Annotated in this window: 22 protein-coding genes; 4 read left to right on the forward strand and 18 right to left on the reverse strand. The window is 73.6% G+C overall.

Features of this window, described 5'->3' with window-relative positions:
- Positions 1-11: 11 nt before the first annotated feature.
- Positions 12-275 carry a (2Fe-2S)-binding protein gene (locus tag ACPU2J_RS09725; RefSeq protein WP_420082460.1) on the reverse strand — a complete coding sequence of 88 codons (264 nt, stop codon included), beginning with the start codon at positions 273-275 and terminating at the stop codon, positions 12-14.
- A gap of 178 nt (positions 276-453) precedes the next feature.
- Entirely contained in the window at positions 454-1,809 is a 1,356-nt protein-coding gene (locus ACPU2J_RS09730; protein ID WP_361595131.1) for a class II 3-deoxy-7-phosphoheptulonate synthase, read from the reverse strand.
- Positions 1,810-2,145: 336 nt separating this feature from the next.
- Here ACPU2J_RS09730 and ACPU2J_RS09735 point away from each other — a divergent pair, with 336 nt between their 5' ends.
- Complete coding sequence (locus tag ACPU2J_RS09735) at positions 2,146-4,065, forward strand: anthranilate synthase family protein (protein WP_423833085.1); 1,920 nt, start codon at positions 2,146-2,148, stop codon at positions 4,063-4,065.
- On the opposite strand, the gene ACPU2J_RS09740 is transcribed toward ACPU2J_RS09735, so the two are convergent.
- The 6 genes from ACPU2J_RS09740 to ACPU2J_RS09765 form a co-directional block, all read right to left on the reverse strand.
- Positions 4,062-4,382 carry a hypothetical protein gene (locus ACPU2J_RS09740; RefSeq protein ID WP_423833086.1) on the reverse strand — a complete coding sequence of 107 codons (321 nt, stop codon included), beginning with the start codon at positions 4,380-4,382 and terminating at the stop codon, positions 4,062-4,064. The two genes, ACPU2J_RS09735 and ACPU2J_RS09740, sit on opposite strands and share 4 nt — an antisense overlap.
- A gap of 111 nt (positions 4,383-4,493) precedes the next feature.
- The gene (locus tag ACPU2J_RS09745; RefSeq protein WP_420081038.1) at positions 4,494-5,492 is read right to left on the reverse strand and encodes a 2-hydroxyacid dehydrogenase; all 999 of its coding nucleotides are present in this window, start codon (positions 5,490-5,492) and stop codon (positions 4,494-4,496) included.
- 72 nt (positions 5,493-5,564) lie between these two features.
- Positions 5,565-6,593, reverse strand: coding sequence for a 6-phosphofructokinase (locus ACPU2J_RS09750; RefSeq protein WP_361595234.1), 1,029 nt, complete (start codon positions 6,591-6,593; stop codon positions 5,565-5,567).
- A 155-nt stretch (positions 6,594-6,748) separates the two neighbouring features.
- The gene (locus tag ACPU2J_RS09755; RefSeq protein WP_361595139.1) at positions 6,749-7,453 is read right to left on the reverse strand and encodes a response regulator; all 705 of its coding nucleotides are present in this window, start codon (positions 7,451-7,453) and stop codon (positions 6,749-6,751) included.
- Positions 7,450-8,667 carry a MacS family sensor histidine kinase gene (macS, locus tag ACPU2J_RS09760; RefSeq protein ID WP_423833087.1) on the reverse strand — a complete coding sequence of 406 codons (1,218 nt, stop codon included), beginning with the start codon at positions 8,665-8,667 and terminating at the stop codon, positions 7,450-7,452. Before macS ends, ACPU2J_RS09755 begins: the two co-directional genes overlap by 4 nt.
- Positions 8,668-8,700: 33 nt before the next feature.
- Positions 8,701-9,468, reverse strand: a complete 768-nt coding sequence (locus ACPU2J_RS09765; RefSeq protein ID WP_401167660.1) for a lysophospholipid acyltransferase family protein — start codon at positions 9,466-9,468, stop codon at positions 8,701-8,703.
- A 170-nt stretch (positions 9,469-9,638) separates the two neighbouring features.
- Between ACPU2J_RS09765 and ACPU2J_RS09770 the strand changes: the two genes are divergently transcribed.
- Both ACPU2J_RS09770 and ACPU2J_RS09775 read left to right on the forward strand, forming a co-directional pair.
- Entirely contained in the window at positions 9,639-10,418 is a 780-nt protein-coding gene (locus tag ACPU2J_RS09770) for an alpha/beta hydrolase (protein WP_423834944.1), read from the forward strand.
- Complete coding sequence (locus tag ACPU2J_RS09775) at positions 10,411-11,001, forward strand: hypothetical protein (protein WP_365074546.1); 591 nt, start codon at positions 10,411-10,413, stop codon at positions 10,999-11,001. The genes ACPU2J_RS09770 and ACPU2J_RS09775 overlap by 8 nt, the downstream gene beginning before the upstream one ends.
- Before the next feature lie 80 nt (positions 11,002-11,081).
- Here ACPU2J_RS09775 and ACPU2J_RS09780 read toward each other — a convergent pair whose 3' ends face one another.
- The 6 genes from ACPU2J_RS09780 to ACPU2J_RS09805 form a co-directional block, all read right to left on the reverse strand.
- Positions 11,082-11,831 (reverse strand): endonuclease/exonuclease/phosphatase family protein, encoded by a 750-nt coding sequence (locus ACPU2J_RS09780; RefSeq protein ID WP_420081036.1) that lies wholly within the window; start codon positions 11,829-11,831, stop codon positions 11,082-11,084.
- Positions 11,832-11,899: 68 nt separating this feature from the next.
- Entirely contained in the window at positions 11,900-12,841 is a 942-nt protein-coding gene (locus ACPU2J_RS09785) for an ROK family glucokinase (RefSeq protein ID WP_361595149.1), read from the reverse strand.
- A 61-nt stretch (positions 12,842-12,902) separates the two neighbouring features.
- Complete coding sequence (locus ACPU2J_RS09790) at positions 12,903-13,367, reverse strand: DUF5304 domain-containing protein (protein WP_423833088.1); 465 nt, start codon at positions 13,365-13,367, stop codon at positions 12,903-12,905.
- A gap of 75 nt (positions 13,368-13,442) precedes the next feature.
- A complete protein-coding gene (locus ACPU2J_RS09795; RefSeq protein WP_423833089.1) occupies positions 13,443-14,597 on the reverse strand; it encodes an ArsA family ATPase in 1,155 nt (384 codons plus the stop codon).
- Positions 14,598-15,095: 498 nt separating this feature from the next.
- On the reverse strand, positions 15,096-15,536 hold the full coding sequence (locus ACPU2J_RS09800) for an SRPBCC family protein (RefSeq protein WP_420081033.1): 441 nt from the start codon (positions 15,534-15,536) through the stop codon (positions 15,096-15,098).
- A gap of 161 nt (positions 15,537-15,697) precedes the next feature.
- A complete protein-coding gene (locus ACPU2J_RS09805) occupies positions 15,698-16,516 on the reverse strand; it encodes a metallophosphoesterase family protein (RefSeq protein ID WP_420081032.1) in 819 nt (272 codons plus the stop codon).
- 243 nt (positions 16,517-16,759) lie between these two features.
- On the opposite strand from ACPU2J_RS09805, the gene ACPU2J_RS09810 reads away from it, so the two are divergent.
- Entirely contained in the window at positions 16,760-18,559 is a 1,800-nt protein-coding gene (locus ACPU2J_RS09810; protein WP_420081031.1) for an AMP-dependent synthetase/ligase, read from the forward strand.
- Between the two features lie 35 nt (positions 18,560-18,594).
- Here the strand turns inward: ACPU2J_RS09810 and ACPU2J_RS09815 are convergent, their stop codons facing one another.
- The 4 genes from ACPU2J_RS09815 to ACPU2J_RS09830 form a co-directional block, all read right to left on the reverse strand.
- Positions 18,595-20,211 carry a GMC oxidoreductase gene (locus ACPU2J_RS09815; RefSeq protein ID WP_420081030.1) on the reverse strand — a complete coding sequence of 539 codons (1,617 nt, stop codon included), beginning with the start codon at positions 20,209-20,211 and terminating at the stop codon, positions 18,595-18,597.
- Between the two features lie 195 nt (positions 20,212-20,406).
- On the reverse strand, positions 20,407-21,549 hold the full coding sequence (locus ACPU2J_RS09820; RefSeq protein WP_361595163.1) for a glycosyltransferase family 4 protein: 1,143 nt from the start codon (positions 21,547-21,549) through the stop codon (positions 20,407-20,409).
- A gap of 20 nt (positions 21,550-21,569) precedes the next feature.
- A complete protein-coding gene (locus ACPU2J_RS09825; protein ID WP_423833090.1) occupies positions 21,570-22,709 on the reverse strand; it encodes a hypothetical protein in 1,140 nt (379 codons plus the stop codon).
- Between the two features lie 69 nt (positions 22,710-22,778).
- The gene (locus ACPU2J_RS09830; protein ID WP_365074568.1) at positions 22,779-23,846 is read right to left on the reverse strand and encodes a C40 family peptidase; all 1,068 of its coding nucleotides are present in this window, start codon (positions 23,844-23,846) and stop codon (positions 22,779-22,781) included.
- Between the last annotated feature and the right edge of the window lie 36 nt (positions 23,847-23,882).

Below are 23,882 nucleotides of genomic sequence, written 5' to 3' on the forward strand. Positions count from 1 at the left end.
CCGGAGCCCTCCTAGGCCGCTTCGGCCAGCTCGGGCGTGGGCGCGGGCGCCGCTTCCGGGTCGGCGGCGAGCACGGACACCGCGTCGCCCTTCTCCAGCAGCTCCCGGCGGGGACACGCGCCGCGGCCGAGGATGCCCTGGATGGTGCGGACGCAGGAGCCGCAGTCGGTGCCGGCCTTGGTGACCGAGGCGATCTGGCGGGGCGTGCAGGCCCCGGCAGCCGCGTGTTCCTTGACCTGCCTGTCGGTGATCCCGAAACAAGAGCAGACGTACACGCGGTTCACCTCCTGGCGCTTCTGGTGCGGCGAGCCCTCACCTATTCGGTGAGGCTTACCTAACCGTACCCAAAGTTAGGTTCGCCTAAAAGCCCCGGATACGACGGTGGGGCGCGGATCACATCGATCCGCGCCCCATCGCCGTAGGAAGCTACGACTCATCGCCGAGCTGCGTTCCTCACTGGTCGCGGTACATCTCGGCGACCAGGAACGCCAGGTCCAGGGACTGGCTGCGGTTGAGCCGCGGGTCGCAGGCCGTCTCGTAGCGCTGGTGCAGGTCGTCGACGAAGATCTCGTCGCCGCCGCCCACGCACTCGGTGACGTCGTCACCGGTGAGCTCGACGTGGATGCCGCCCGGGTGGGTGCCGAGGGCCTTGTGGACCTCGAAGAAGCCCTTGACCTCGTCGAGCACGTCGTCGAAACGGCGCGTCTTGTGGCCCGAGGCCGCCTCGAAGGTGTTGCCGTGCATCGGGTCGGTGACCCAGCCGACGACCGCACCGGAGGCGGTGACCTTCTCGACCAGCTCGGGGAGCTTCTCGCGGACCTTGCCGGCGCCCATGCGGACGACGAAGGTCAGCCGGCCGGGCTCGCGCTCCGGGTCGAGGCGGTCGATGTAGGTGAGCGCCTCGTCCACCGTGGTGGTGGGGCCGAGCTTGATGCCGATCGGGTTGGCGATCTGCGAGCAGAACTCGATGTGCGCGTGGTCCAGCTGGCGGGTGCGCTCACCGATCCACACCATGTGGCCCGAGGTGTCGTACAGCTTGCCGGTCCGCGAGTCGGTGCGGGTCAGCGCGCCCTCGTAGTCGAGCAGCAGCGCCTCGTGGGAGGCGTAGAACTCGACGGCCTTGAACTCGGCCGGGTCGGTGCCACAGGCCTTCATGAAGTTCAGGGCGTTGTCGATCTCGCGGGCGAGCTGCTCGTAGCGCTGACCCGACGGGGACGACTTCACGAAGTCCTGGTTCCAGGCGTGGACCTGGCGCAGGTCGGCGTAACCACCGGTGGTGAAGGCGCGCACCAGGTTCAGCGTGGACGCCGAGGCGTTGTACATGCGCTTGAGGCGCTCCGGGTCCGGGACCCGGGCCTCCTCGGTGAAGGCGAAGCCGTTGACGGAGTCGCCGCGGTAGGTCGGCAGGGTCACGCCGTCGCGGGTCTCGGTGTCCTTGGAGCGCGGCTTGGAGTACTGGCCGGCGATCCGGCCGACCTTGACGACGGGCACGGAGGCCGCGTACGTCAGGACGGCACTCATCTGGAGCAGCGTCTTGAGCTTGGCACGGATGTGTTCGGCGGAGACGCCGTCGAAGGCCTCGGCGCAGTCGCCGCCCTGCAACAGGAACGCCTCGCCCTTGGCGACGGCTCCCAGACGGGCACGCAGCTGGTCGCACTCACCCGCGAAGACGAGCGGAGGATACGACTCGAGGTCCGCGACGACAGCGCGCAGAGCCTCGGCATCGGGGTACGAAGGCTGCTGCGCCGCGGGAAGGTCTCGCCAGGTCGCCTTGGCGGCGAGGGCGTGGTTTTCAGCGTTCACGGTCACCTCGTACACATTACGGCGTCCGCGGGGGCGTCCGGCCCCCCGCCCACAACGTGAGACGGATTTCTCGAAGGCGGCGGGCCCCGCACGGAACGGAATCCATGGTTCGGCCCGGCTTCCGGAACGGATCCGGGCGCCGGGTGCTCGGTCTGGGCTAAGGTGCCTCCCATGTACGCGCACTCGAACCAGAACTGGTGGTGGCCCGCTCCCGGCGGCCCACTTCCCGCGCGTACCTGAGACACGCACGACGCGAAGGCCGCCCCGAGGGGCGGCCTTCCGCGTTCCCGACCGCGATGTCGGCGGCCGGAGCCGCTCCTCCCACCGGAAGGACGCTCCGCCATGGAAACCCGCCGCCAGGACCGGCAGCACCCGCTGAGCCGGCTGCTCGACGAGACCTGCCCGCCGTTCGCCCTGCTGCGCAGGCGCACCCCCGGCCGTGACCACGAGACGGTCGAGGTGCTCGTGGGCCCCGTCCACGAGGCCGGCCGCCTCGCCGACCTTCCGGTCGGCCCCCTGCCCACCCTCGCCCTCGTCCCCTTCCGCCAGATCCGGGAGCGCGGCTTCGACGTGCGCGACGACGGCACCCCGCTGTGCGCGCTGGTCGCCGAGGAGGCGTACGAGATCCCGCTCGCGGAGGCGATGGCGGAGCTGCCCGCGCACCGGGTGCGGGTGGAGGACGGTGGTTTCGACGTCTCCGACGCGGCGTACGCGGACACGGTCGAGCGGGTGGTGCGGGACGAGATCGGCCAGGGCGAGGGCGCGAACTTCGTCGTCCGGCGGACCTTCGAGGGCCGGATCGACGGTTTCGGGCGGGCCGACGCGCTGGCCCTGTTCCGCAGGCTGCTGGAGGGCGAGCGGGGCGCGTACTGGACGTACGTCGTGCACACCGGCGAGCGCACGCTGGTCGGTGCCAGCCCCGAGGTCCACGTGCGGATGTCCGGGGGCACGGTGGTGATGAACCCGATCAGCGGGACGTACCGGCATCCCGCGGGCGGCCCGACGGCCGAGTCCCTGCTCGCCTTCCTCGGCGACCGCAAGGAGACCGAGGAGCTGTCGATGGTGGTCGACGAGGAACTGAAGATGATGTGCACGGTCGGCGACCGGGGCGGGGTCGTCGTCGGTCCGCGGCTGAAGGAGATGTCCCACCTCACCCACACGGAGTACGAGCTGCGGGGGCGTTCCTCGCTGGACGTGCGGGAGGTGCTGCGGGAGACCATGTTCGCGGCGACGGTGACGGGCTCGCCCGTGCAGAACGCCTGCCGGGTGATCGAGCGGTACGAGAGCGGCGGCCGCGGCTACTACGCGGGCGCGCTGGCCCTGCTGGGGCTCGACGCGTCCGGGGCGCAGACCCTCGACTCCCCCATCCTCATCCGCACCGCCGACATCGCCGCGGACGGCGCGCTGCGGGTCGCGGTCGGCGCGACCCTGGTGCGCAGCTCCGACCCGGCGGGCGAGGTGGCGGAGACGCACGCGAAGGCGGCCGGGGTGCTGGCGGCCCTCGGGGTGCGGCCGGCGGCGCCCCGGCCGACGTCCGGCGGGCCCCGGCTCGCGGACGATCCGCGGGTGCGGGCGGCGCTGGCCGCGCGGCGGGCGGACCTGGCCCCGTTCTGGCTGCGGATGCAGGAGCGGCCGCCGGCGGTGACCGGGCACGCGCTGGTGGTGGACGGCGAGGACACGTTCACGGCGATGCTGGCGCACGTCCTGCGGGTGGCGGGACTGGAGGTGACCGTACGCCGCTACGACGATCCGGGGCTGCGCGGCGCGGCCCTGGCCTGGGAGGGCCCGGTGGTGCTGGGTCCGGGGCCGGGGAACCCGGCGGACGAGGCCGATCCGAAGATGCGGATGCTGCGCGGGCTGGCGGCGGAGCTGCTGGCCGGGCACCGGCACGGGCTGCTCGGGGTGTGCCTGGGCCACGAGCTGCTGGCGGCCGAGCTGGGCCTGCCGCTGGCGCGCAAGGCGGAGCCGGCGCAGGGCGCGCAGCTGGAGGTCGACCTGTTCGGGGCGCGGGAGGTGGTCGGCTTCTACAACACGTACACGGCCGTCTGCGACGGGCCGGCGGCCGCCGGGCTGGCCGCCCGCGGGGTGGAGGTGGCCCGGGACCGGTCGACGGGTGAGGTGCACGCCCTGCGGTCCGCGGCCGGGGGCTTCGCGGGGGTCCAGTTCCACCCGGAGTCGGTCCTGACCCTGCGGGGCGCGGAGCTGCTGCGGGATCTGGTGACGGCCGTCCGCGCCCCGGCTCCGGCGCGAGCACGGCGTTAGCCCTGGGTCAGGCCGGGGTTCAGCGGGTCGCCGGGGCCGTCGGCGGACGGTCCGCGGCGGGCCTGGATCCGCCGGACCAGCTGGGTCACCAGGACCGGCCCCTGGACGGCGAGCCCGCCGACGAACACGGCGAGCTGCCCGAAGGCCAGTCCGGTGAGGACGACGACTCCGGCGAGCGCGTCGACGAGGTCGAGTCCGGCGTCCGTGCGGCGGGCGCCGTCGGCGCTGCGGAGGCGGCGCAGGGCCGCGTACGCGCCGAGCAGCTGGAAGGCCGCGAGGGCCAGGAGGGCCGAGCGGGCCCAGGAGGGGATGTCCACGGGGCGAAGGTACGTGCCGGGGTGCGCGGGCGGGGTGACGGCGGGGTGAACTCCGGCCGAAGTCGGGGGGCCGTGGCGCGCGCCCGCGGGCCTGCGGGACGGCCGGGGTGTTCAGGGGGCGGCCGGCACGAGGACGTTCTCGGAGTGGCGGCCCGCCAGGTAGTCGGCGATGTTGGCGGCGGTGGTGTCGATGATCTGGCCCACCGCGTCGGCCGTGTAGTAGGCCTGGTGGGAGGTGACCACGACGTTCGGGAAGGTGACCAGCCGGGCGAGGGTGTCGTCCTCGACGGCCTCCAGGGACCGGTCGGTGAAGAAGACGCCCGCCTCCGCCTCGTACACGTCGAGGCCGACCCCCGTGAAGCGCCCGGCCCGCAGCTCCGTGACCAGCGCTTCGCTGTCGATGAGCCCGCCGCGGCTGGAGTTGACCAGGATCGCGTCGTCCTTCATGGCCCGGAGCGCGGCCGCGTCGACGATGTGGTGGGTGGCCTCCAGCAGGGGAACGTGCAGGCTGATGAGGTCGCAGGAGGCGAACAGCTCGTCCTTGCCGACGTACTTCATGCCCAGTTCCGCGCAGGCCGGGTTCTGCACCAGGTCCCAGCCGAGGAGGCGCATGCCGAAGCCGTGCGCGATCCGGGTGAAGGCCTCGCCGATCCTGCCCGTGCCGAGCACGCCGACCGTCCGGCCGTGCAGGTCGCGGCCGAGCAGTCCGTCGAGGCGGAAGTCGAAGTCCCGGGTGCGCATCGAGGCGCGGACGATGCGCCGGTTCACGGCCATGGCCAGGGTCCAGGCGAACTCGGCCACGGCGTACGGGGAGTAGGAGGACACCCGGCTCACCGTCAGGCCCAGCTGCCGGGCGACGTCGAGGTCGATGTTGTTGAAGCCGGTGGAGCGCTGGGCGATCATCCGGGTGCCGCCGGCGGCCAGGATGCGCAGCACCCGGGCGTTCAGGTCGGCGTTGACGCTGGAGGAGACGACCTCGTAGCCGGCGGCGATGGGGGCGGTGTCCTCGCTGAGGAAGACGTCGAGGCAGCGCACCTCGTGCAGGCCCGCGAAGGCCGCTTCCAGCATCGGTTTCTCGTCGGCCTGCACGCCGAACGCAAGGATTTCCACGCTGTCTCCCGGAGTGCCGGACCATGGGCCGTTCGTCACGATACGACCCATGGCGGGCGCGAGCGCGGCGGCTCAGCCGAAGAAGACGCCGACCTCCTCGTAGAGGGCGGGGTCCACGGTCTTCAGCTTCGCCGTGGCGTCGGCGATCGGGACCCGGACGATGTCGGTGCCCTTGAGGGCGACCATCTTCCCGAAGTCCCCTTCGTGGACGGCGTCGATGGCGTGCAGTCCGAACCGGGTGGCGAGCCAGCGGTCGAAGGCGCTGGGGGTGCCGCCGCGCTGGATGTGCCCGAGCACGGTGGTGCGGGCCTCCTTGCCGGTGCGCTCCTCGATCTCCTTCGCCAGCCATTCGCCCACGCCCGAGAGCCGGACGTGCCCGAAGGAGTCCTTGGTGCCGTCCTTCAGCACCATGTCCCCGTCCTTGGGCATCGCGCCCTCGGCGACGACGACGATGGGCGCGTAGCTGGCCTTGAAGCGGGAGTTCACCCAGGCGCACACCCGGTCCAGGTCGAAGCGCTGCTCCGGGATGAGGATGACGTTGGCGCCGCCGGCGAGTCCGGAGTGCAGGGCGATCCAGCCGGCGTGGCGTCCCATGACCTCGACGACCAGGACCCGCATGTGCGATTCGGCGGTGGTGTGCAGCCGGTCGATGGCCTCGGTGGCGATGCCGACGGCGGTGTCGAAGCCGAAGGTGTAGTCGGTGGCGGACAGGTCGTTGTCGATGGTCTTGGGCACGCCGACGCAGGGGACGCCGTGCTCCTCGTAGAGGCGGGCGGCGACGCCGAGGGTGTCCTCGCCGCCGATCGCGACGAGCGCGTCGACCTCGTACTTGGCGAGGTTCTCCCTGATGTCGCGCACCCCGTTCTCGGTCGTGAACGGGTTGGTGCGCGAGGAGCCGAGGATGGTGCCGCCGCGGGGCAGGATGCCGCGGACGGCAGGGATGTCGAGCGGCACCGTCCGGCCCTCGACCGCGCCGCGCCAGCCGTCCTTGAACCCGACGAACGCGCAGCCGTACTCCTGGTGGCCCTTGCGGACGACGGCCCTGATCACCGCGTTGAGACCGGGGCAGTCGCCGCCGCCGGTCAGCACTCCGACCTTCATGGAATCTCCCTTCGCCATGACGGTCACGCTAGTGGTGACGCAGGTCACAGCAAGGGCTCCGGAAACGGCAATTCCGGTGGAATCGAGAGGCGTTGCGTACGCCCGTTCACTCGTACGAGGACGTAAGTACGATCGACGGCCGGCGGGAGGGGCCGTCAGGCGTCGTCGAGCCCGGCCTCTATCGCGTAGCGGACCAGCTCCACGCGGTTGTGCAACTGCAGCTTGCCCAGGGTGTTCTGGACGTGGTTCTGCACGGTGCGGTGGGAGATGACGAGCCGTTCGGCGATCTGCTTGTACGAGAGCCCCTTGGCCACCAGGCGCAGCACCTCGGTCTCCCGGTCGGTCAGCTGCGGTGCCTTCGGGTCGTCCGGGGCGGCCGGTGCGGGGTCGGTGGCCAGGCGGCGGTACTCGCCGAGCACCAGTCCGGCGAGGCCCGGGGTGAAGACCGGGTCGCCGGCGGCGGTGCGGCGGACGGCGTCGATCAGCTCCTGGGCTCCGGCCGACTTCAGCAGGTAGCCGGTCGCGCCCGACTTCACGGCCTCCAGCACGTCCGCGTGCTCGCCGCTCGCGGACAGGACCAGGACCCGCAGCGCGGGGTTGGCGCCGACCAGTTCCTTGCAGACCTGCACGCCGGGCATGCCGGGCAGGTTGAGGTCGAGGACCAGGACGTCGGGGCCGACGGCGCGGGCCCGGCGTACCGCCTCGGGGCCGTCTCCCGCGGTGGCCACCACGTCGAGGCCGGCGGCGGCCAGGTCGCGGGCGACCGCGTCCCGCCACATCGGGTGGTCGTCGACGACCATCACCCTGACCTCGGGCGCCTGCTGCTCCTGCGGGGTGTTCACGTCGGTGTGCTCGCTCATCTCTTGTCCGTCCTGGCCCTGGGGACCTTCAGTTCCACTTCGGTGCCCTGCCCGGGTACGGACACCAGCTCGGCGCTGCCGCCGAGGTCGCGCAGCCTGCCGCGGATGGACAGGGCCACTCCCATCCGCCCCTCGCCCTCGGCCTGGTCGAGGCGGCCCGCGGGGATGCCGGGCCCGTCGTCGCGCACGGTCACGATCACCTCGTCGCCCCAGTCCTCCACCAGGATCCAGGCGCTGGCGCCCTCGCCGGCGTGCTTGCGGACGTTGTCGAGGGCGGCGCCGACGGCCGCGGCCAGCTCCTTCGCCGCCGGTGCGGGCAGCGGGACCGGGGTGCCCGGTTCGGCGAAGCTGACCCGGGAGCCCGCGTACGGGGCGAGGAGGCCGCGCAGGTCGGTCTCGGAGTCGCCGGCCCCGGGCTCGTCGTCCTCGTAGGCGTCGACCAGGGCGCCGCGCGACTCGTCGCGGGAGACCCGGGAGGTGTGCACCAGCCCGCTGGAGACCAGCGTGCGCAGCGCGACCTCCTGCTCGCCCGCCATCCGGCCGATCTCCGCCGCCTCACCGCCGAGTTCGGCGCCGCGACGCTGGACCATGGCGAGGACCTGGAGGACCCCGTCGTGGATGTCGCGGGCGAGGCGTTCGCGTTCGCGGGTGGCGGCCTCGATCTCCAGGGCGCGGGCGAGGGTGTTCTCACTGGCGCGGGCGACCTCGACGACGTAGCCGATGGCCACCGAGGCGACCCAGACCAGCAGGACGTTGTGGAGGGTGTCCCGGGTGGGCTGGCCGCTGTGGACGAGGATGTTGGCCGCGGCGACGATGGTGGAGGCGAAGCAGGCCCAGCGCCAGCCGCCCTTGATGGCGAAGCCGAGGACGGCGCCGGCCGTCCAGATGCTGGGGAGGGTGGGGCCCCCGGCGGTGATCCGCTCGTGGGTGTCGGCGACCGGGGTCAGCGCGATGCCGCCGACCGCGACGGTGAGGTCGGCGACGAGGAAGCCCTTGGTGCAGCTCGCGGCGCCGGAGACCTTCCGCGAGGTCGCGAGGGTCCACACGCAGAGCATGGCGAGGTAGCCGATGGCGACCCCGGGGCGGGGGAACTCCTTGTACGCGGAGCCGAACAGCAGCACCGCGTAGACCATCGTCAGCAGCCGGTACCCCGTCAGGGCGCGCCAGAGCGGCTGCTCGACCGACATGCGCACGACACGTTCGCGTCTCGCCATCTCCCCCACCCCCCGCAGGCGGTACCGCCCGTGCTACGCGGCGCCGTCGCCCTTGTCGCCGCTCTTGTCCGCGCTCTTGTCGGCGCTCTTGTCGGCCTTGGCCGCCTTCTCGGCGTCCTTGGCGGCCTTCTCGGCATCGGCGATCTGGCGCTTGGCCGCCGTCGCGTAGATGTCGACGTACTCCTGGCCGGAGAGCTTCATGATCTCGTACATGACCTCGTCGGTCACCGAGCGCAGGATGAAGCGGTCGCCGTCCATGCCGTGGTAGCGGCTGAAGTCCAGCGGCTTGCCGATGCGGATGCCGGGGCGCATGAGCTTGGGGATGACCTTGCCGGGCGGCTGGATCTTCTCGGTGTTGATCATCGCGACGGGGATCACGGGCGCACCGGTGGCCAGGGCGACCCGCGCCAGGCCTCCGGGCTTGCCGCGGTAGAGGCGTCCGTCGGGTGAACGCGTGCCCTCGGGGTAGATACCGAACAGCTCTCCGCGCTCGATGACCTCGATGCCGCTCTTGATGGCGGCCTCGCCGGCGCCGCGCGCGCCCGAGCGGTCCACCGGGAGCTGGCCGACGCCCTTGAAGAACGCGGCGGTCAGCTTGCCCTTGACTCCGGGGGAGGTGAAGTACTCCGCCTTCGCGATGAAGGTCACCTTCCGGTCCAGCACGGCCGGCAGGAAGAAGGAGTCGGAGAAGGACAGGTGGTTGCTCGCGAGGATCGCCGGCCCCTCCGCGGGAATGTTCTCGAGGCCCTCCACCCACGGCCTGAACGCGAGCTTCAGCGAACCGCCGATGGAGAACTTCATTGCGCCGTAGATCAACTCGAAAGCCTTCCTGTGTCTGTCGAACAGACCTTATCCCCTGCCTCCACCGGCAGCGGCCCGACGACCCTGGCCGGTGCCACCCCGGTCGCGTACGGTGAAGTCACACAGAGCAACGCACCCACCCGACGTACATCATGACCAAGGAGACCCTGGTGCCCGTCCTCCCTGGAGCCGAGCCGTTCCGCCACGAGGGCGGAGAGGTCGGCGTCCTCCTCTGCCACGGCTTCACCGGTTCCCCGCAGTCCCTGCGCCCCTGGGCCGAGTACCTCGCCGGGCGGGGGCTGACGGTGTCGCTGCCGCTGCTGCCCGGGCACGGGACGCGCTGGCAGGACATGCAGCTCACGGGCTGGGAGGACTGGTACGCCGAGGTCGACCGCGCCCTGCGGGAGCTGCTGGACCGATGTGAACAGGTGTTCGTCTTCGGGTTGTCGATGGGCGGCGCGCTGACCCTGCGGCTGGCCGCCCGGCACGGCGACGCGATCAGCGGCATCGTCCTCGTCAACCCGGCGAACAAGCTGCACGATCCACTGGCCTTCGCGCTGCCGGTCGCCAAGCACTTCGTCCGGTCGACGCCGGGCATCGCCAGCGACATCGCCAAGCCGGGCTCCGAGGAGGTCGGCTACAACCGTGTCCCGACCCGCGCCGCGGACTCGCTGCGGAAGTTCCTGCAGCTCGTGGACGCCGACCTGCCGCAGGTGACGCAGCCGCTGCTGCTCCTGCACAGCCCGCAGGACCACGTGGTGCCGCCCGTCGACTCGGCGCGGGTGCTGGCCCGGGTGTCCTCGACGGACGTCACCGAGACCCTGCTGGAACAGAGCTACCACGTCGCGACGTTGGACCATGACGCGGAGCGGATCTTCGCGGACAGTTTTGCGTTCGTCGGCCGACTGGCGGAGAGCGTGGGCAGGGAGGGGGCGGAGGCCGGTGGCTGAGCACGAGGAGCAGTCGGGCGGCATCCCGCCGCTCGACGAGGAAGCGGCCTGGGCCGCGATCGTCGCCGGATACGGGCAGGAGCCCCCGGACCCGCCGGGAGCCAGGCCGTTCCGGCCCATCGAGAACCTCCTGCTGCCGGAGGAGGACGTCAAGCCGCTGCCCCCCGGGAAGGACGCCGAATCCGGTGACGGGGACGGCTCCGGCACCGACGCCCCGGCCGGGCCCGCCCCCGCCCTGGGCAGCTCGGTGGTCTTCGCCCCGGGCGTGGGCATGGCGGGTCCCCGTGACCACTCGCTGGCGGAGCCGGACGACGAGGACCCGGCCACCCCGGCGGACGAGGGCCACTTCGTCCAGCCCGAGCCGGAGCTGCCGCCCGCGGACACGACGGCGAAGTTCGCGTGGCTCGCGGTGGTCGGCGGCCCGGTGCTCCTGCTGCTGGCGGTGCTGCTGCAGTGGGACATGACCTGGTGGCTGACGACCCTGGGCATCGGCGGTTTCCTGGGCGGCTTCGCGACGCTGATCGCGCGCATGCAGCACGGCGACGACGAGGACGACGACCCGGGCCGCGGCGCCGTGGTCTGAGACGGGCCGGTGCGGCCGGGCTTCCGGCCCGGCCGCGCTCCCCCGTCCCGCCGCCGCCCGGCCCCGCCGGCCGGACCGGGCTACGGCGCGGCCGGCAGCCGCAGCGCGGCCAGGACCGGCAGGTGGTCCGTGGCGGACCGCAGGTCCGCTCCGGACACCCCCGCCAGCCCCGCGGGGACACCGCAGGCCAGTACCTCCACCCCCGCCGTGGCGAAGACCGCGTCGATCCGCCGGTCCGGCGCCGTCGCGGGGAAGGTCCGCTCGCCGCCCCAGGGGGCCACCGACCAGCAGTCCTGCAGCCCGCCGGCGAGCCGCCGGAAGGCGGGGCCCTCCGGTCCCTCGTTCACGTCGCCCGCGGCGATCCCGTACGGGGTGTCCAGCGCGGCCACCCGGTCGAGGACGAGCTCCGCCTGCGCCCGGCGCTCCGTACGGTCCAGGGACAGGTGCGCCGAGACCACACCCAGGCGCACGCCGCCGATGCGCACCACGGCCGTGGCCAGGCCCCGGCGGTGCAGTCCCGGCGTGTGCGGCAGCAGGACGTCCTCCGCGCGTTCCGCGAAGACCCGCAGCGAGCACAGCAGCAGCGGGCCGGTCGCCGTCGCTCCCCCGCCCAGCACCACCAGGTCGCATTTCCTGGCCAGCCGGGCCGCGTGCTTGCGCCAGCGGAAGAAGCGGGGGGCCTCCTGCACGAGGACCAGGTCCGGCGCGCAGGCCCGGACGACCCGCACCAGCGCCTCCTCGTCGTCGCGCAGCGAGCGGATGTTGTAGCTGAGCACCCTGATCACGGCAGAACCGTCGGGCTCCGTACGGGACTTCGGCAGCTGGTCCATGTCCGCAAGATACGCAGCCGCCCGCCGCTCCCCCAAGGGGCGCGGCGGGCGGCTGCGTACGGAAGCCGTCAGCCCTGGCGGGCCAGGTCGGCGGCGCCGACCAGGCCGGCCTTCCCACCGAGCTGCGCGGCGAGCACCTGTGCGTGCGGGCGCCACGCGCCGCCGACCAGCCACCGCTTGAAGGACTTGCGGATGGGGTCGAGGACGAGGTCGCCCTCGTCGGAGACCCCGCCGCCGACGATGAACGCCGACGGGTCGAAGAGGGAGGCCAGGTCGGCGAGGCCGGCTCCGGCCCAGCGCGCCAGCTCGCGGAAGGCGTCGACGGCCACCAGGTCGCCCGCCCGTGCGGCCTCGCTGATGTGCTTGCCCTCGATGCCCTCGGCCGTGCCGTCGCCCAGGGCGAGCAGGGTCGTCGCGTTCTCGGGGGTGGCGTTGGCACGCTGGCGTGCGTAGCGGACCAGCGCGCGCCCGGAGGCGTACTGCTCCCAGCAGCCCTGGCTGCCGCAGCCGCACAGCAGGCCGTCGGGGACGACCCGGATGTGCCCGAACTCGGCGGCGACGCCGAAGCGTCCGCGGCGCAGCTTGTTGCCGATGATGATGCCGCCGCCCAGGCCGGTGCCGAGCGTGATGCAGATGACGTCGTCGTGGCCCTGGCCGGCGCCGAAGCGGTATTCGCCCCAGGCCGCGCAGTTCGCGTCGTTCTCGACGACGACGGGGAGGCCGATGCGCTGCTCGACCTTGTCCTTCAGCGGTTCGTGGCGCCAGTTGATGTTCGGCGCGAAGAGGACGGTGGCCCGCTTGTCGTCCACGTACCCGGCGGCGCCGATGCCGACCGCCTCGATGCTGTGGTTGCTGCTGACCTCGGAGACGGCGGAGCAGATCGCTTCCGTCACCCCGTCCGCGGTCGGCGGCGTGGGCACCGTGTACGTCTCAAGGATGGTGCCCTCTTCGTCGACCACGCCGGCCGCGATCTTGGTGCCGCCGATGTCGACGCCGATGGTGAGTCCCATTAGTCCCTCGGTTTCCGGTCAAGCCCCGCCACGGCCAACGGTACCCGAGGGCGTCGCCGGTTCAGTCGAGATCGATCCGCTCCGCGGGGCCGTCGTCGGGGCCGTCGCCGCGCGGGTCGCGGTCCTCGGGTGCCCGGCGGGGGGCCGCGGCCTCGCCCCGGGTCCAGCGGCCCTCGTGGCCCTCGACGGCGGACCGGTAGGCGGCCAGCAGTTCGGAGCCGGCGGCCGCGAGGTGGTCGAAGACCTCGGGGTTGCGCTCGATCACGGGCCGGGCGGCCGTCCTGGCCTGGTCGACGATCTGCCGGACGGCGCCCTGTGCGGCGGCTCCGAACAGCGGATTGTTCAGTCCGGAGACCTTGTCGGCGACGGCGTCGATGAGCTTGAAGAGCTCCTCCGCGGCGGTGCCGGTGCCCGCGGAGCCCGCCCGGTCCTCTCCGCGCAGGCGCTCCTTCTCCGCGGCGAGGTCCTCGGCGCAGGCCTTGGCCCAGGCGTCGTCGTCGGTGGGGCGGTCGGTGGCCTCGCTCATGGCGGACTCTCCTGCGGCGGATGCTCGGCGTGCGTGCTGTCTCCTTCCGACGGTACCCGAACGGAGGTATCCCGTTCAGTGCGTACGGGGCCAGAGGCCGGGATCCGGGGTGAAGCGGATGCGGAGCTCGCCGTCGGCGAGGGCGGCGCCGGAGACGGTGCAGCGGCGCAGCGCGGAGGGCAGCGGAACGATCCTGCGGTGCGGGCCCGCCGTGAGCATCAGCTCGTCGCCGCGGCGCACCAGGTCGAGGTCGCTCTTGACCGCGCCGGGCAGCGGGACCACCCAGACGAGGACCCCGTCGGCGGCGAGGCGGTCCTCGACGGTCCACGCCCGGCGGGGGGCGGGGACCTGCGGGACGAGCCCGTCGGCGGCCAGGCGGTCGAGGTCGTCGGTGCCCCGGGGGTCCGCGCCGAGGTGGGCGAGGGGGACGACGGGGAGGTCGGCGGCCCACTCGGCGGCGTGCTTCTCCTGCTGGGCGGCGATCCCGGCGAGCCAGGGGTCGGCGCAGTCCCGCGGGACCATCCGGTTGGCGACGACGGTGCGGACGTCGAGCTGCTGGAGGGCCAGTCCGAGCCGGCCGAGGCGCAGGGCGTCGGAAGCGGCCGGTCCGGGCTCGGCGACCAGCCGTACCTCGGTGGTGTCGGCCTCGACGACGGCCTGGACGGCGGCGAGCTCCTCGTCCCAGCGGGCGGCGGCCTCGTAGAGCCACTGCGCGGGCATGGGGACGCCGGCCAGCTGGGCCAGTACGGGCCGCAGGGCGCGGGCGGCCTGCTTCTCCGCCGGGAGCAGCCGGGCGAGGTAGCGGCGCAGCTGGGCGGGGAGGGCGAGGGTGGTGACCGCCCGGTGGAGCGGGGGGAGGTCGACGACCACGAGATCGGTGCCGGGGGCGGCGGCGGCCCGGCGCAGGGCGCGCAGCAGGGCGAACTCCTCGGCGCCGGGCAGCTCGGTGAGCTCCTCGGCGGCGAGCGGCCGCGCTCCGACCATGCCGAGCAGTGCGGATCCGCGCTCCTGGAGGGCGACGAGCTCGTCGCGGAACTCCCGGCCGGAGTCGACCCGGGCGAGGCGCAGGCCGGGCGGGAGGGGGTCACCGAGCAGGGGGGTGAGCGGGTCGCCGGGGTCGCCGGACAGCAGGAGCACCCGGTGGCCCCGGCGGGCGGCGGCCAGCGCGGTGGCGGCGGCCACGGTGGTCCGCCCGGCTCCGCCGGGGCCGGTGATCAGCAGGGTGTGCATGGGGGGGTGCTCCGGATCGGTGGGGGCTGTCGGTGCGCCGGTTCCGGGCGGGCCCGCGGGAGGCGTCACCGCTCCCGGCCGTGCGCGGTGCGCTGCGCGGTCGGACGGCTGCCCGGTGGGGGGCCGTCGCGGTGCCCGTGGGGGCCCGGTCGTGCGGGGTGGGGTGGGGTGCCCGGTGGGGGCCCGTCGGGCGGACCGGATCGGGCGGGGCGGGCGGCTTCGGCCGGTGCCCGGCGCCGTCCTTCGGCCGGTCGGGGCGGGTGCCCCGGTGGGGCCCGTCATGCGGACCGGGTCGGGCGGGGGCTGTGCCCGGTGCCCTCCCCGGGGGGCGGGTGCCCCGGTGGGGCCCGTCAGAGGGGCGGACGGGTCGGGCGGGGCCGGGCGGACCGGTGCCCGGTGGGGGCGCGGTCGGGCGGCGGGCCGGTCCCGTCCGGTCCGTCGGGGCGGCCCGGACGGCAGGGCGCCGGACGGGCCGCCCCGGCGGACCGGACGGGCCGCTCAGACGGATTCGACGCGCTTCTTGAGGCCGGCCAGCGCGCGGTCGATGATGACCTTCTCGGCCTTGCGCTTGATCATGCCGAGCATGGGGATCTTGACGTCGACGGTCAGCTGGTAGGTGACCTCGGTGCGCTTGCCGCCGTCCACCGGGGCCAGCCGGTAGGAGCCGTCGAGCTGGCGGAGCATCTGGGACTTGTCCAGGGTCCAGCTGACCTCGTCGGCGCCCGTCCAGGTGTAGGCGAGGGTGTGGTCGTCCTTGATCGCGCCCGCGTCGAGCAGCAGCCGGACCTTCTCGGCGCGGCCGTCGGCGTCGATGGCCAGGACCTCGGCCTCCTTCACCTCGCCGGTCCACTCGGGGTAGCGGGCGAAGTCGGCGATCACGGCCATCACGTCGCCGGGCGCGGCGTCGATCGTGATGCTTGAGCTGGTGTGTTCCGCCATCGCGGTCGCTCCTCCGGTCCTGTGTGCACCTCCCGGCGGCAGCCGGGAGTTCGAGGATGTGTACGGCCTCCGGCCGCCGCGTGAAGGCTACCGCGCGTGCGGACCACGCCACTCCAGTGGCTCCCGTACCCCGGGTCCGGCCGCCGGAGGGCGGCCGGTTCTCACCACTCCAGGGCCCACGGCCGACCGGTCGCGGCGAAGTGGCCGACGTTCACGCATTCCGTGGCGCCGATCCGCATGCGGCGGGCGAGCGGCTGGTGGACGTGCCCGAAGAGCGCGTACCGGGGCCGGGTGCGGCGGATCGCGGCGAGCAGGGCCTCGCTGCCGCGTTCGAAACGGCGCGCGACGGTGTCGTAGCAGAGCTCGGGCACCTCCGGCGGGATGTGCGAGCACAGCACGTCCACCTCGCCGAGGGCCTCCACCTTGGCCGCGTACTCCTCCACGTCCACTTCGTAGGGGGTCCGCATGGGCGAGGGCAGGCCGCCGCCGACGAAGCCGAAGACGCGGCCGGCGATCTCCACCCGCTGTCCGTCGAGCACGGTGACCCCGTCGCGGGCCGCGTACTCGGGCCACAGGCCGGGGATGTCGACGTTGCCGTAGGTGGCGAAGGTGGGGCTGGGGAAGGCGGCGAACATCTCGGCGTACTGGCGGCGCACGGCGTCCTCGATCACGCGGTCGCGGTCGAGGCCCTCCCACAGCGACCGGCCGAAGGCGTGGGCCTCCTCGAAGCGGCGCTCGGTGCGCAGGGCGACGATGCGGCGGGCGTTCTCCACGCCGAAGAGGTCGGGGAAGATCCCGCGCGAGTGGTCGGCGTAGTCGAGGAAGAGGACGAGGTCGCCGAGACAGAGGAGGGCGTCGGCGCCCTCTCCCGCCCGGGCGAGGGCCTCGGCGTTGCCGTGCACGTCGCTCACGACGTGGATCCGGGTGCGGCTCGAACCGCTCCTGCCGCCGCTGTTCCCGCCCCGCTCGATGCCAGCCATGCGGACAACCCTAGGGGGACCGGTGGAGGTCGGGTAGTGGGGCTGTGAAAGGTGGGCCTACCTGCGGTTACTTCCGCGTCGCCGAAGGGGTGGACTACTGTCGGGACGTTGGGGCCGGGCCGTGTGAGTGCAGAATGTGACGCACGGAACATCTGGCCGGTTCCCTCTATCGGGAACCCACTACCGGTGGGTAACGTCCGGTCGGTCCACATGGTGGCGATGGCGCCCAGAGGAGCAGCAGTCTTGCGCGAGTTCAGCCTTCCGGCCCTGTACGAGGTCCCGTCGGACGGGAACCTGACGGATCTCATCCGCCGCAATGCCGCCCAGCACCCAGACATCGCCGTCATGAGCCGCAAGGCCGCCGACGGCCGGTGGCAGGACGTGACGGCCACCGAGTTCCTCGCCGAGGTCCGGGCCGCCGCCAAGGGGCTGATCGCCTCCGGTGTCCGCCCCGGTGACCGGGTCGCCCTGATCTCCCGCACCCGCTACGAGTGGGTGCTCTTCGACTTCGCGATCTGGAGCGCGGGCGGCGTCACCGTCCCCGTGTACGAGACCAGCTCGCCGGAGCAGATCCAGTGGATCCTCGGCGACTCCGGCGCGGTCGCCGTGATCGTCGAGAACCCCGGGCACAGCGCGGCCGTGGCCTCGCTGCGCGACCGGCTGCCCGAGCTCCGCGAGGTCTGGGAGATCGAGCAGGGCGCGCTGGAGAGCCTGAAGGCGGCGGGTGCGGAGGTCTCCGACGCCGAGGTCGAGGAGCGCAGCACCCTCGCGAACGCCGACGACCCGGCGACCATCGTCTACACCTCGGGCACCACCGGCCGCCCCAAGGGCTGCGTGCTCACCCACCGCAACTTCTTCGCCGAGTGCGGCAACGCGGTGGAGCGGCTGAGCCCGCTGTTCAAGACCGGCGAGTGCTCGGTGCTGCTGTTCCTGCCGGCCGCGCACGTCTTCGGGCGCCTGGTGGAGGTGGCGGCCGTCCTGGCGCCGATCCGCCTGGGCTGCGTACCGGACATCAAGAACCTCACCGACGAGCTGCAGTCCTTCCGCCCCACCCTGATCCTGGGCGTGCCGCGGGTCTTCGAGAAGGTCTACAACTCGGCGCGCGCCAAGGCGCAGGCCGACGGCAAGGGGAAGATCTTCGACGCGGCGGCCGACACGGCCATCGCCTACAGCCGCGCGCTGGACACCTCGCGGGGCCCGTCGTTCGGGCTGAAGCTCAAGCACAAGATCTTCTCGAAGCTGGTCTACAGCAAGCTGCACGCGGTCCTCGGCGGGCGCGGCGAGTACGCGATCTCCGGCGGCGCGCCGCTGGGCGAGCGGCTCGGCCACTTCTTCCGCGGCATCGGCTTCACGGTCCTGGAGGGCTACGGCCTGACCGAGTCCTGTGCGGCGACCACCTTCAACCCGTGGGACAAGCAGAAGATCGGTACGGTCGGCCAGCCCATGCCCGGCTCCGTGGTGCGCATCGCGGACGACGGCGAGGTGCTGCTGCACGGCGAGCAGATCTTCACGGGCTACTGGAACAACGAGGCGGCCACCGCCGAGGCGCTGACCGACGGCTGGTTCCACACCGGCGACGTCGGCACCCTCGACGAGGACGGCTACCTGACGATCACCGGCCGCAAGAAGGAGCTCATCGTCACGGCGGGCGGCAAGAACGTGGCCCCCGCGGTGATCGAGGACCGGATCCGGGCGCACGCGCTGGTCGCGGAGTGCATGGTGGTCGGCGACGCGAGGCCGTTCGTGGCCGCGCTGGTCACCATCGACGAGGAGTTCCTCGGCCGCTGGGCGGCGGAGAACGGCAAGCCGGCCGGGGTCACGGCGGCGGAGCTGCGGGAGGACGCGGACCTCATCGCCGCCGTCCAGAAGGCGATCGACGACGGCAACGCGGCGGTCTCCAAGGCGGAATCGGTGCGGAAATTCCGCATTCTGCCCTCCCAGTTCACGGAGGAGTCGGGCCACATCACGCCGTCGCTGAAGCTCAAGCGCAACGTGGTGGCGAAGGACTACGCGGACGAGATCGAGGCGCTCTACCGCGGCTGACCCGGCCTACCGGGGCCCGCGGCCGGAGGCCGCGGTCAGCGGAGGTCCTCGGCGAGGATCCGTGCCATGTTCCGCTCCGCGAGGGCGGTGATGGTGACGAACGGGTTCACGCCGAGCGACCCCGGGACCAGGGAGCCGTCCACCACGTAGAGGCCCTGGTGGCCCTTGGCCCGGCCGTAGGCGTCGGTGGCCCTGCCGAGGACGCAGCCGCCGAGCGGGTGGTAGGTGAAGTCGTCGGCGAAGGCCCGGTTCCCGCCGAAGAGGTCGTAGCGGTAGATCGTGAAGTTGCGGCGGTTGATGCGGTCGAAGAGGTTCTTGGCCGCACCGACCGCCGGCCCGTTCTGTTCGCGCCGCCAGTTCAGGCGTGCGGAGTCGGTGGCCGCGTCGTAGGTGAAGTGCCCGCGCTCCGGATTCCTGGTGATGGCCAGGTACATCGAGATCCAGTGTTCGAGGCCCATGGGGAGCGGGGCGATCTCGGCGAAGACCGGGTTCGCGGCGTTGTCCCAGTCGTCGATGCCCAGGGCGGGCATGGTGGCCTGGCAGGCGCCGACGGTGTCCCAGAGGTGGTTGGCGCGGGCGGTCATGACGTTGCCGTTGGGGCCCCAGCCGCGGCCGACTTCGTCGCCGAGGCCGGGCAGTGCGCCGGTGTCGCGGGCCCGCAGCAGGATCTCGGTGGTGCCGAGGCTGCCCGCCCCCAGGAAGAGCTGCCGGCAGCCGATCTCGCGGACCTGGGTGACCTTGCCGGTCACGTCGCTGGTCCGCACCGTCAGGACGTATCCGCCGGCCGGGTCGGGGCGTACGCCGACCACGCGCTGCATGGTCTCGATGGTGACGTTGCCGGTGCCGAGGGCGGCGGCGAGGTAGGTCTTGTCGAGGCTCTTCTTGCCGTGGTTGTTGCCGTAGATGACCTCGCCGGCCAGGGCCGAGCGGGGCGCGGTCCCGGCCGCCTCGCGCTTCATGTGCTCGAAGTCGTAGACGTTGGGCACGAAGACGGTCTTCAGGCCGGTGTTGTGGGCGTGCTTGCGGGAGATCCGGGCGAAGCGGTACCACTCCGTGGACTCGAACCAGGCCGGGTCGATGTCGTTCACGCCGAGCATGGCGCGGGCGCGCGGGAAGTAGGTGCCGTACATCTCGTCGGCGTCGACGCCGGGGAAGAGCTCGGTGAAGTACGAGCGCCTCGGGGTGGGCGCCATGCCGCCGTTGACGAGGGACCCGCCGCCGACGCCGCGTCCCACGTAGACGGACATGTCGCCGTAGTGGACGCGGTCCAGGACGCCGGGGTACGGGCTGATGTCGCGGTTGACCACGTCGAGCCAGAGGAACTGCGCGAGCGGGGCCTCGGTGCGGGTGCGGAACCACATGGAGCGGTGGTCGGGGGCGGAGGTGGAGGGAAAGACCTTGCCGTCGGGGCCGGGGGTGTCCCACAGCCGGCCCATTTCGAGGACGACGGTCCGCACGCCCGCCTGGCCCAGGCGCAGGGCGGCGACGGCGGAGCCGTAGCCGGAACCGACCACGACGGCGGGGGCGTAGGGGGCCGAGGCCGGCTCGACGGCCGCGGCGGACGCGGCTCCGATCCGGGTGAAGCCGAGGGCGGCGGCGGTCGAGAGGGCGCCGAGACCCAGCATGTGACGGCGCGTCAGGTTGGGTGTCATGGCCGCATCATGAGCGGAATCCGGCCGTCCGCCCAGACGCGGTGTTGACAGACATCTGAGGAACAGTCAGACATGGCTGCGCGGCCGGCGGCAGCCGAATTCAGCCCCGCCGGCGATTGAGGCGCGGGGGTCCGGGGGCAGAGCCCCCGGCAGCGGCGCCGCACCGGCAGGGCACCGGCACGGAACCGGCACCCGTTACAGCAGCTCGCGCAGGCGTTCCGCCAGGAGGTCCCAGCGCCACTTCTCCTCGACCCAGGCGCGGCCCCGCTCGCCCATGCGGGCACGCAGGCCCGGGTCCTGGAGCAGGGCCGTGATCCGGTCCGCCGCCTCCTCGGGCTCACCGCCGCGCACGACCCAGCCGGTCTCGCCGTCCAGGACCGCGTCCGGGGCGCCGCCCGAGTCGCCCGCGACCACGGGCAGGCCCGTCGCCGAGGCCTCCAGGTAGACGATGCCGAGCCCCTCCACGTCGAGGCCGCCCCGCCGGGTCCGGCAGGGCATCGCGAAGACGTCGCCCGCGCCGTAGTGCGCGGGGAGTTCGGACCACGGGACGGCCCCCGTGAAGACCACCGAGCCCGCCACGCCCGTGGACACCGCCAGCTTGCGCAGGTCGTCCTCGTACGGGCCTCCGCCGACGATCAGCAGCACGGCGTCGGGGACCGCGGCCAGGATCCGCGGCATGGACTCGATCAGCGTGTCCTGGCCCTTGCGCGGGACCAGCCGCGACACGCACACCACGACGGGCCGGTCCGTCAGGCCGAGCCGGGCCCGGACCTCGTCGCCGCCCGACGCCGGGTGGAAGGTCTTCTCGTCGACCCCCGGCGGGAGTTGGACCATCCGCGCGGCCGCCCGGTCGGTGAGGGCCGAGGCGATCCGCGACCGGGTGTACTCGCCGAGGTAGGTCACCGTGTCCGTGCCCTCGCCGATCCGGCGCAGCAGCTGCCGCGCCGCCGGCAGCTGCGCCCAGCCCGCCTCGTGCCCGTGACTGGTCGCCACGATCCTCCGCGCGCCCGCGCGCCGCAGTGCCGGGCCCATCAGGCCGAGCGGGGCCGCGGCCCCGAACCACACCGACTCGCAGCCGTGTTCGCGCAGCAGCCCGACGGCCCGGCGCGTCACCCGCGGGGTCGGCAGCAGCATCGTCGTACGGTCGCGGACCACCTGGAACGGCTGCTCCGCGTCGAAGGCGGCGGTGGCCTCGCGGCCCTCCGCGCCGTGCTTCCACGTGGAGGCGTAGACGACGACCCGGTCGGGATCCAGCCGCAGCGCCATGTTGTGGAGGAAGGCCTGGATCCCGCCCGGGCGCGGCGGGAAGTCGTTGGTCACGATCAGGGTCTTGTGCATCGCCTGCCGACAGTACCCGCTCAGCGCAGCTCCCCGCGCAGGGACTCCCGCCAGGCCTCCGTGAGCTCCGCCCGGTCCACCCCGAGGACCGCCGGCAGCGCGGTCTCCAGCGGCTCGCGGCCCGCCCGCCCGTACAGGTCCACCAGGGCCTTCTCGCCCCACTTCGCCGCGATCAGCCGGCAGGCCAGCCACGCGCCCTCGTACGCCCGGGCCGCCGCTTCGGGGTCCCCGCCGAAGGCGAAGTCCTCGGTCCGGGGCAGCTCCCCCGGCAGCTCCCCGCGCCGCACCGCCCGGGCGAGCGCGGGGGCGGCCTGCGCGGGTGTCGCGGAGGAGCCCCGGTACGCCGCCCGGTCGGCGAAGCCCTCGGAGAGCCAGAGCGGGGTGGTCGCGGTGGTCGCCGCGCGCGTGGCCACGTGCGTGACCTCGTGGGTCAGGATGATCCGGCGGCCTTCCGCGGCCAGTCCGGCGTACCCCTCCGGGTTGACCACGACCCGGTCCGCGGGGGCCGGGCCGGCCCCGACCCGGCCGGTGGTGACGGCGCCGAGCCCGCGGTAGGTGTCGGCGGGGCGGCCCAGCAGCCGCGCCATGGCGTCGAGGGAACCGGGGACCACCACGACCACCCGCCCCGCCCAGGGCCCGGGCCAGGCGGCGCTCGCGGCGGGCACCGCCCGGTCGGCCTCGGCGGCGATCTCCCGCAGGGTCCCGGCGCTCTGCCCGGCCCCGCCGAGGACCAGCGAGTGGGTCCCGCCGACCACCGTGACCGGGCCCTGGTCCCACAGCCTCGGCAGGGCGCCCGGGGCGGGCCGGTCGGCCGCCACCCGCCAGGCGCCGTCCTCCCGGACCAGCTCCACCTCGCGCGCCGCCTCCTCGGGGGCGGTGTCGTAGCCGTCCAGCCGGTAGCGCAGCCGGGCCGCCGCGACGGCCCGCGCGCCGTCGCGGCGCACCGAGGAGACCTCGTACGACCAGTCCGTCAGCGGGATCCCGGCGAGCTCCCCGGGCACGGTCCGCGACCAGTCGGCCACGGCCCGGCGGACGTCCCGCTCGGCGCTGCCGGCGCCGTCGGCCGGGCCGGCGGGCCGGGGGCCGCAGCCCGCGAGCAGCGCTCCTAGGAGGAGCGCCGCGAGCGGCAGGACGCGCGGCGGACGGCGGACGGGGAGCATCCGACGATCGTACGCAGGGTGCCGCGGGCAGCGGGGCCGGCGGGGGCGGATCCGCCGCTGCCCGCGGGGTCAGGGGCGGGTCACCGCCGAGACCGGCATCATCCCGACCGGGTCGTAGCGCACGCGGGCCCCCGGATACGGGGCGTGGACCACCTGGCCGTTCCCCACGTACATGCCGACGTGGCTGGCGTCCGAGCGGTAGGTCACGAGGTCGCCCGGGCGGGCCTGGGAGAGCGGGACCTGCCGCCCGGCGTTGCGCTGGGCCTGGGAGGTGCGCGGCAGGGAGACGCCCGCCTGCCGGTAGGACCACACCATCAGCCCGGAGCAGTCGAAGCCGGAGGGGCCGGTGGAACCCCACACGTACGGGCGGCCCACCGCGGCCCGGGCGGCCATCACGGCGGCCGCGGCCCGGCCGGACGGGGCGCCGGAGCCGTCGAACGCGGCCGGGTCGGGCAGTGCGTCGGCGCGGCCGGAGGAACGCGAGGAGCGTTCGAAGTCGGCGCGCTCCGCCGACGGCATGGAGTTCAGGAGCCGCTGGGCCGCGGCCAGCTTCGCGTTCACCGACCGCTTGTGCCGGGCCACGTCGGAGCGCAGGGCGTCGAGTTCGGCGAGCTTGCGGGAGGCCTCGGAGCGGATCTGGCCGAGCCGGCGCTGCTCCTGGCGCAGCTCCTGGAGCCGGTGGGCCTGGCGTTCGGTCAGCCGGTCCAGGGCGGCGGCCTGTTCCAGGTAGGCGTCGGGGTCCTCGGCGAGCATCAGGCCCACGGCGGGGTCGATGCCGCCGCTGCGGTACTGGGCCCCCGCGAAGGTGCCGAGGACGCCCCGCATGGTGTTGATGCGCTCCTGGCCCTGCGCCACCGCGTCCTGGGCCCGGGCGACTTCGGCGCGGAGCCGTTCGGCCTTCTCCCCGGCCTCGTTGAAGCGTTCGGTGGCCTGCTCGGCCTCCTCGAAGAGCCGGTCCACCTGGGCGCTCACCCCGGTCCTGGCTCCGCCGCCCGGCTCGTGGGGCAGGCCGGGGGCGGCGCTCGCGGGCGCTCCCGCCATGGCGGCGGCGGCCGTTGCCGCGGCAGCGGTGAGGACGGTGGCCGTGACCGTGTTCCGGTCATGGCCACCGGGTCCGGACCGACGATGGGACGCCATGGGGGGCCGCCCTTCCGCAGCGCGGGCCCGGGTCCG

Origin of the sequence: Streptomyces manipurensis (genome assembly GCF_049570255.1) — a bacterium.
Lineage (GTDB): Bacteria > Actinomycetota > Actinomycetes > Streptomycetales > Streptomycetaceae > Streptomyces > Streptomyces manipurensis.

Coding starts and splice junctions, on each gene's coding strand:
- ACPU2J_RS09755 (WP_361595139.1), bottom strand. CDS start 7,453: ATGAGCGAGCACACCGACGTGAACACCCCGCAGGAGCAGCAGGCGCCC.
- ACPU2J_RS09785 (WP_361595149.1), bottom strand. CDS start 12,841: ATGGGACTCACCATCGGCGTCGACATCGGCGGCACCAAGATCGCGGCC.
- ACPU2J_RS09815 (WP_420081030.1), bottom strand. CDS start 20,211: ATGACACCCAACCTGACGCGCCGTCACATGCTGGGTCTCGGCGCCCTC.
- ACPU2J_RS09765 (WP_401167660.1), bottom strand. CDS start 9,468: ATGAAGTTCTCCATCGGCGGTTCGCTGAAGCTCGCGTTCAGGCCGTGG.
- ACPU2J_RS09820 (WP_361595163.1), bottom strand. CDS start 21,549: ATGCACAAGACCCTGATCGTGACCAACGACTTCCCGCCGCGCCCGGGC.
- ACPU2J_RS09825 (WP_423833090.1), bottom strand. CDS start 22,709: ATGCTCCCCGTCCGCCGTCCGCCGCGCGTCCTGCCGCTCGCGGCGCTC.
- ACPU2J_RS09800 (WP_420081033.1), bottom strand. CDS start 15,536: ATGGCGGAACACACCAGCTCAAGCATCACGATCGACGCCGCGCCCGGC.
- ACPU2J_RS09750 (WP_361595234.1), bottom strand. CDS start 6,593: ATGAAGGTCGGAGTGCTGACCGGCGGCGGCGACTGCCCCGGTCTCAAC.
- ACPU2J_RS09780 (WP_420081036.1), bottom strand. CDS start 11,831: ATGGACCAGCTGCCGAAGTCCCGTACGGAGCCCGACGGTTCTGCCGTG.
- macS (WP_423833087.1), bottom strand. CDS start 8,667: ATGGCGAGACGCGAACGTGTCGTGCGCATGTCGGTCGAGCAGCCGCTC.
- ACPU2J_RS09795 (WP_423833089.1), bottom strand. CDS start 14,597: ATGCACACCCTGCTGATCACCGGCCCCGGCGGAGCCGGGCGGACCACC.
- ACPU2J_RS09735 (WP_423833085.1), top strand. CDS start 2,146: ATGGAAACCCGCCGCCAGGACCGGCAGCACCCGCTGAGCCGGCTGCTC.
- ACPU2J_RS09830 (WP_365074568.1), bottom strand. CDS start 23,846: ATGGCGTCCCATCGTCGGTCCGGACCCGGTGGCCATGACCGGAACACG.
- ACPU2J_RS09790 (WP_423833088.1), bottom strand. CDS start 13,367: ATGAGCGAGGCCACCGACCGCCCCACCGACGACGACGCCTGGGCCAAG.
- ACPU2J_RS09805 (WP_420081032.1), bottom strand. CDS start 16,516: ATGGCTGGCATCGAGCGGGGCGGGAACAGCGGCGGCAGGAGCGGTTCG.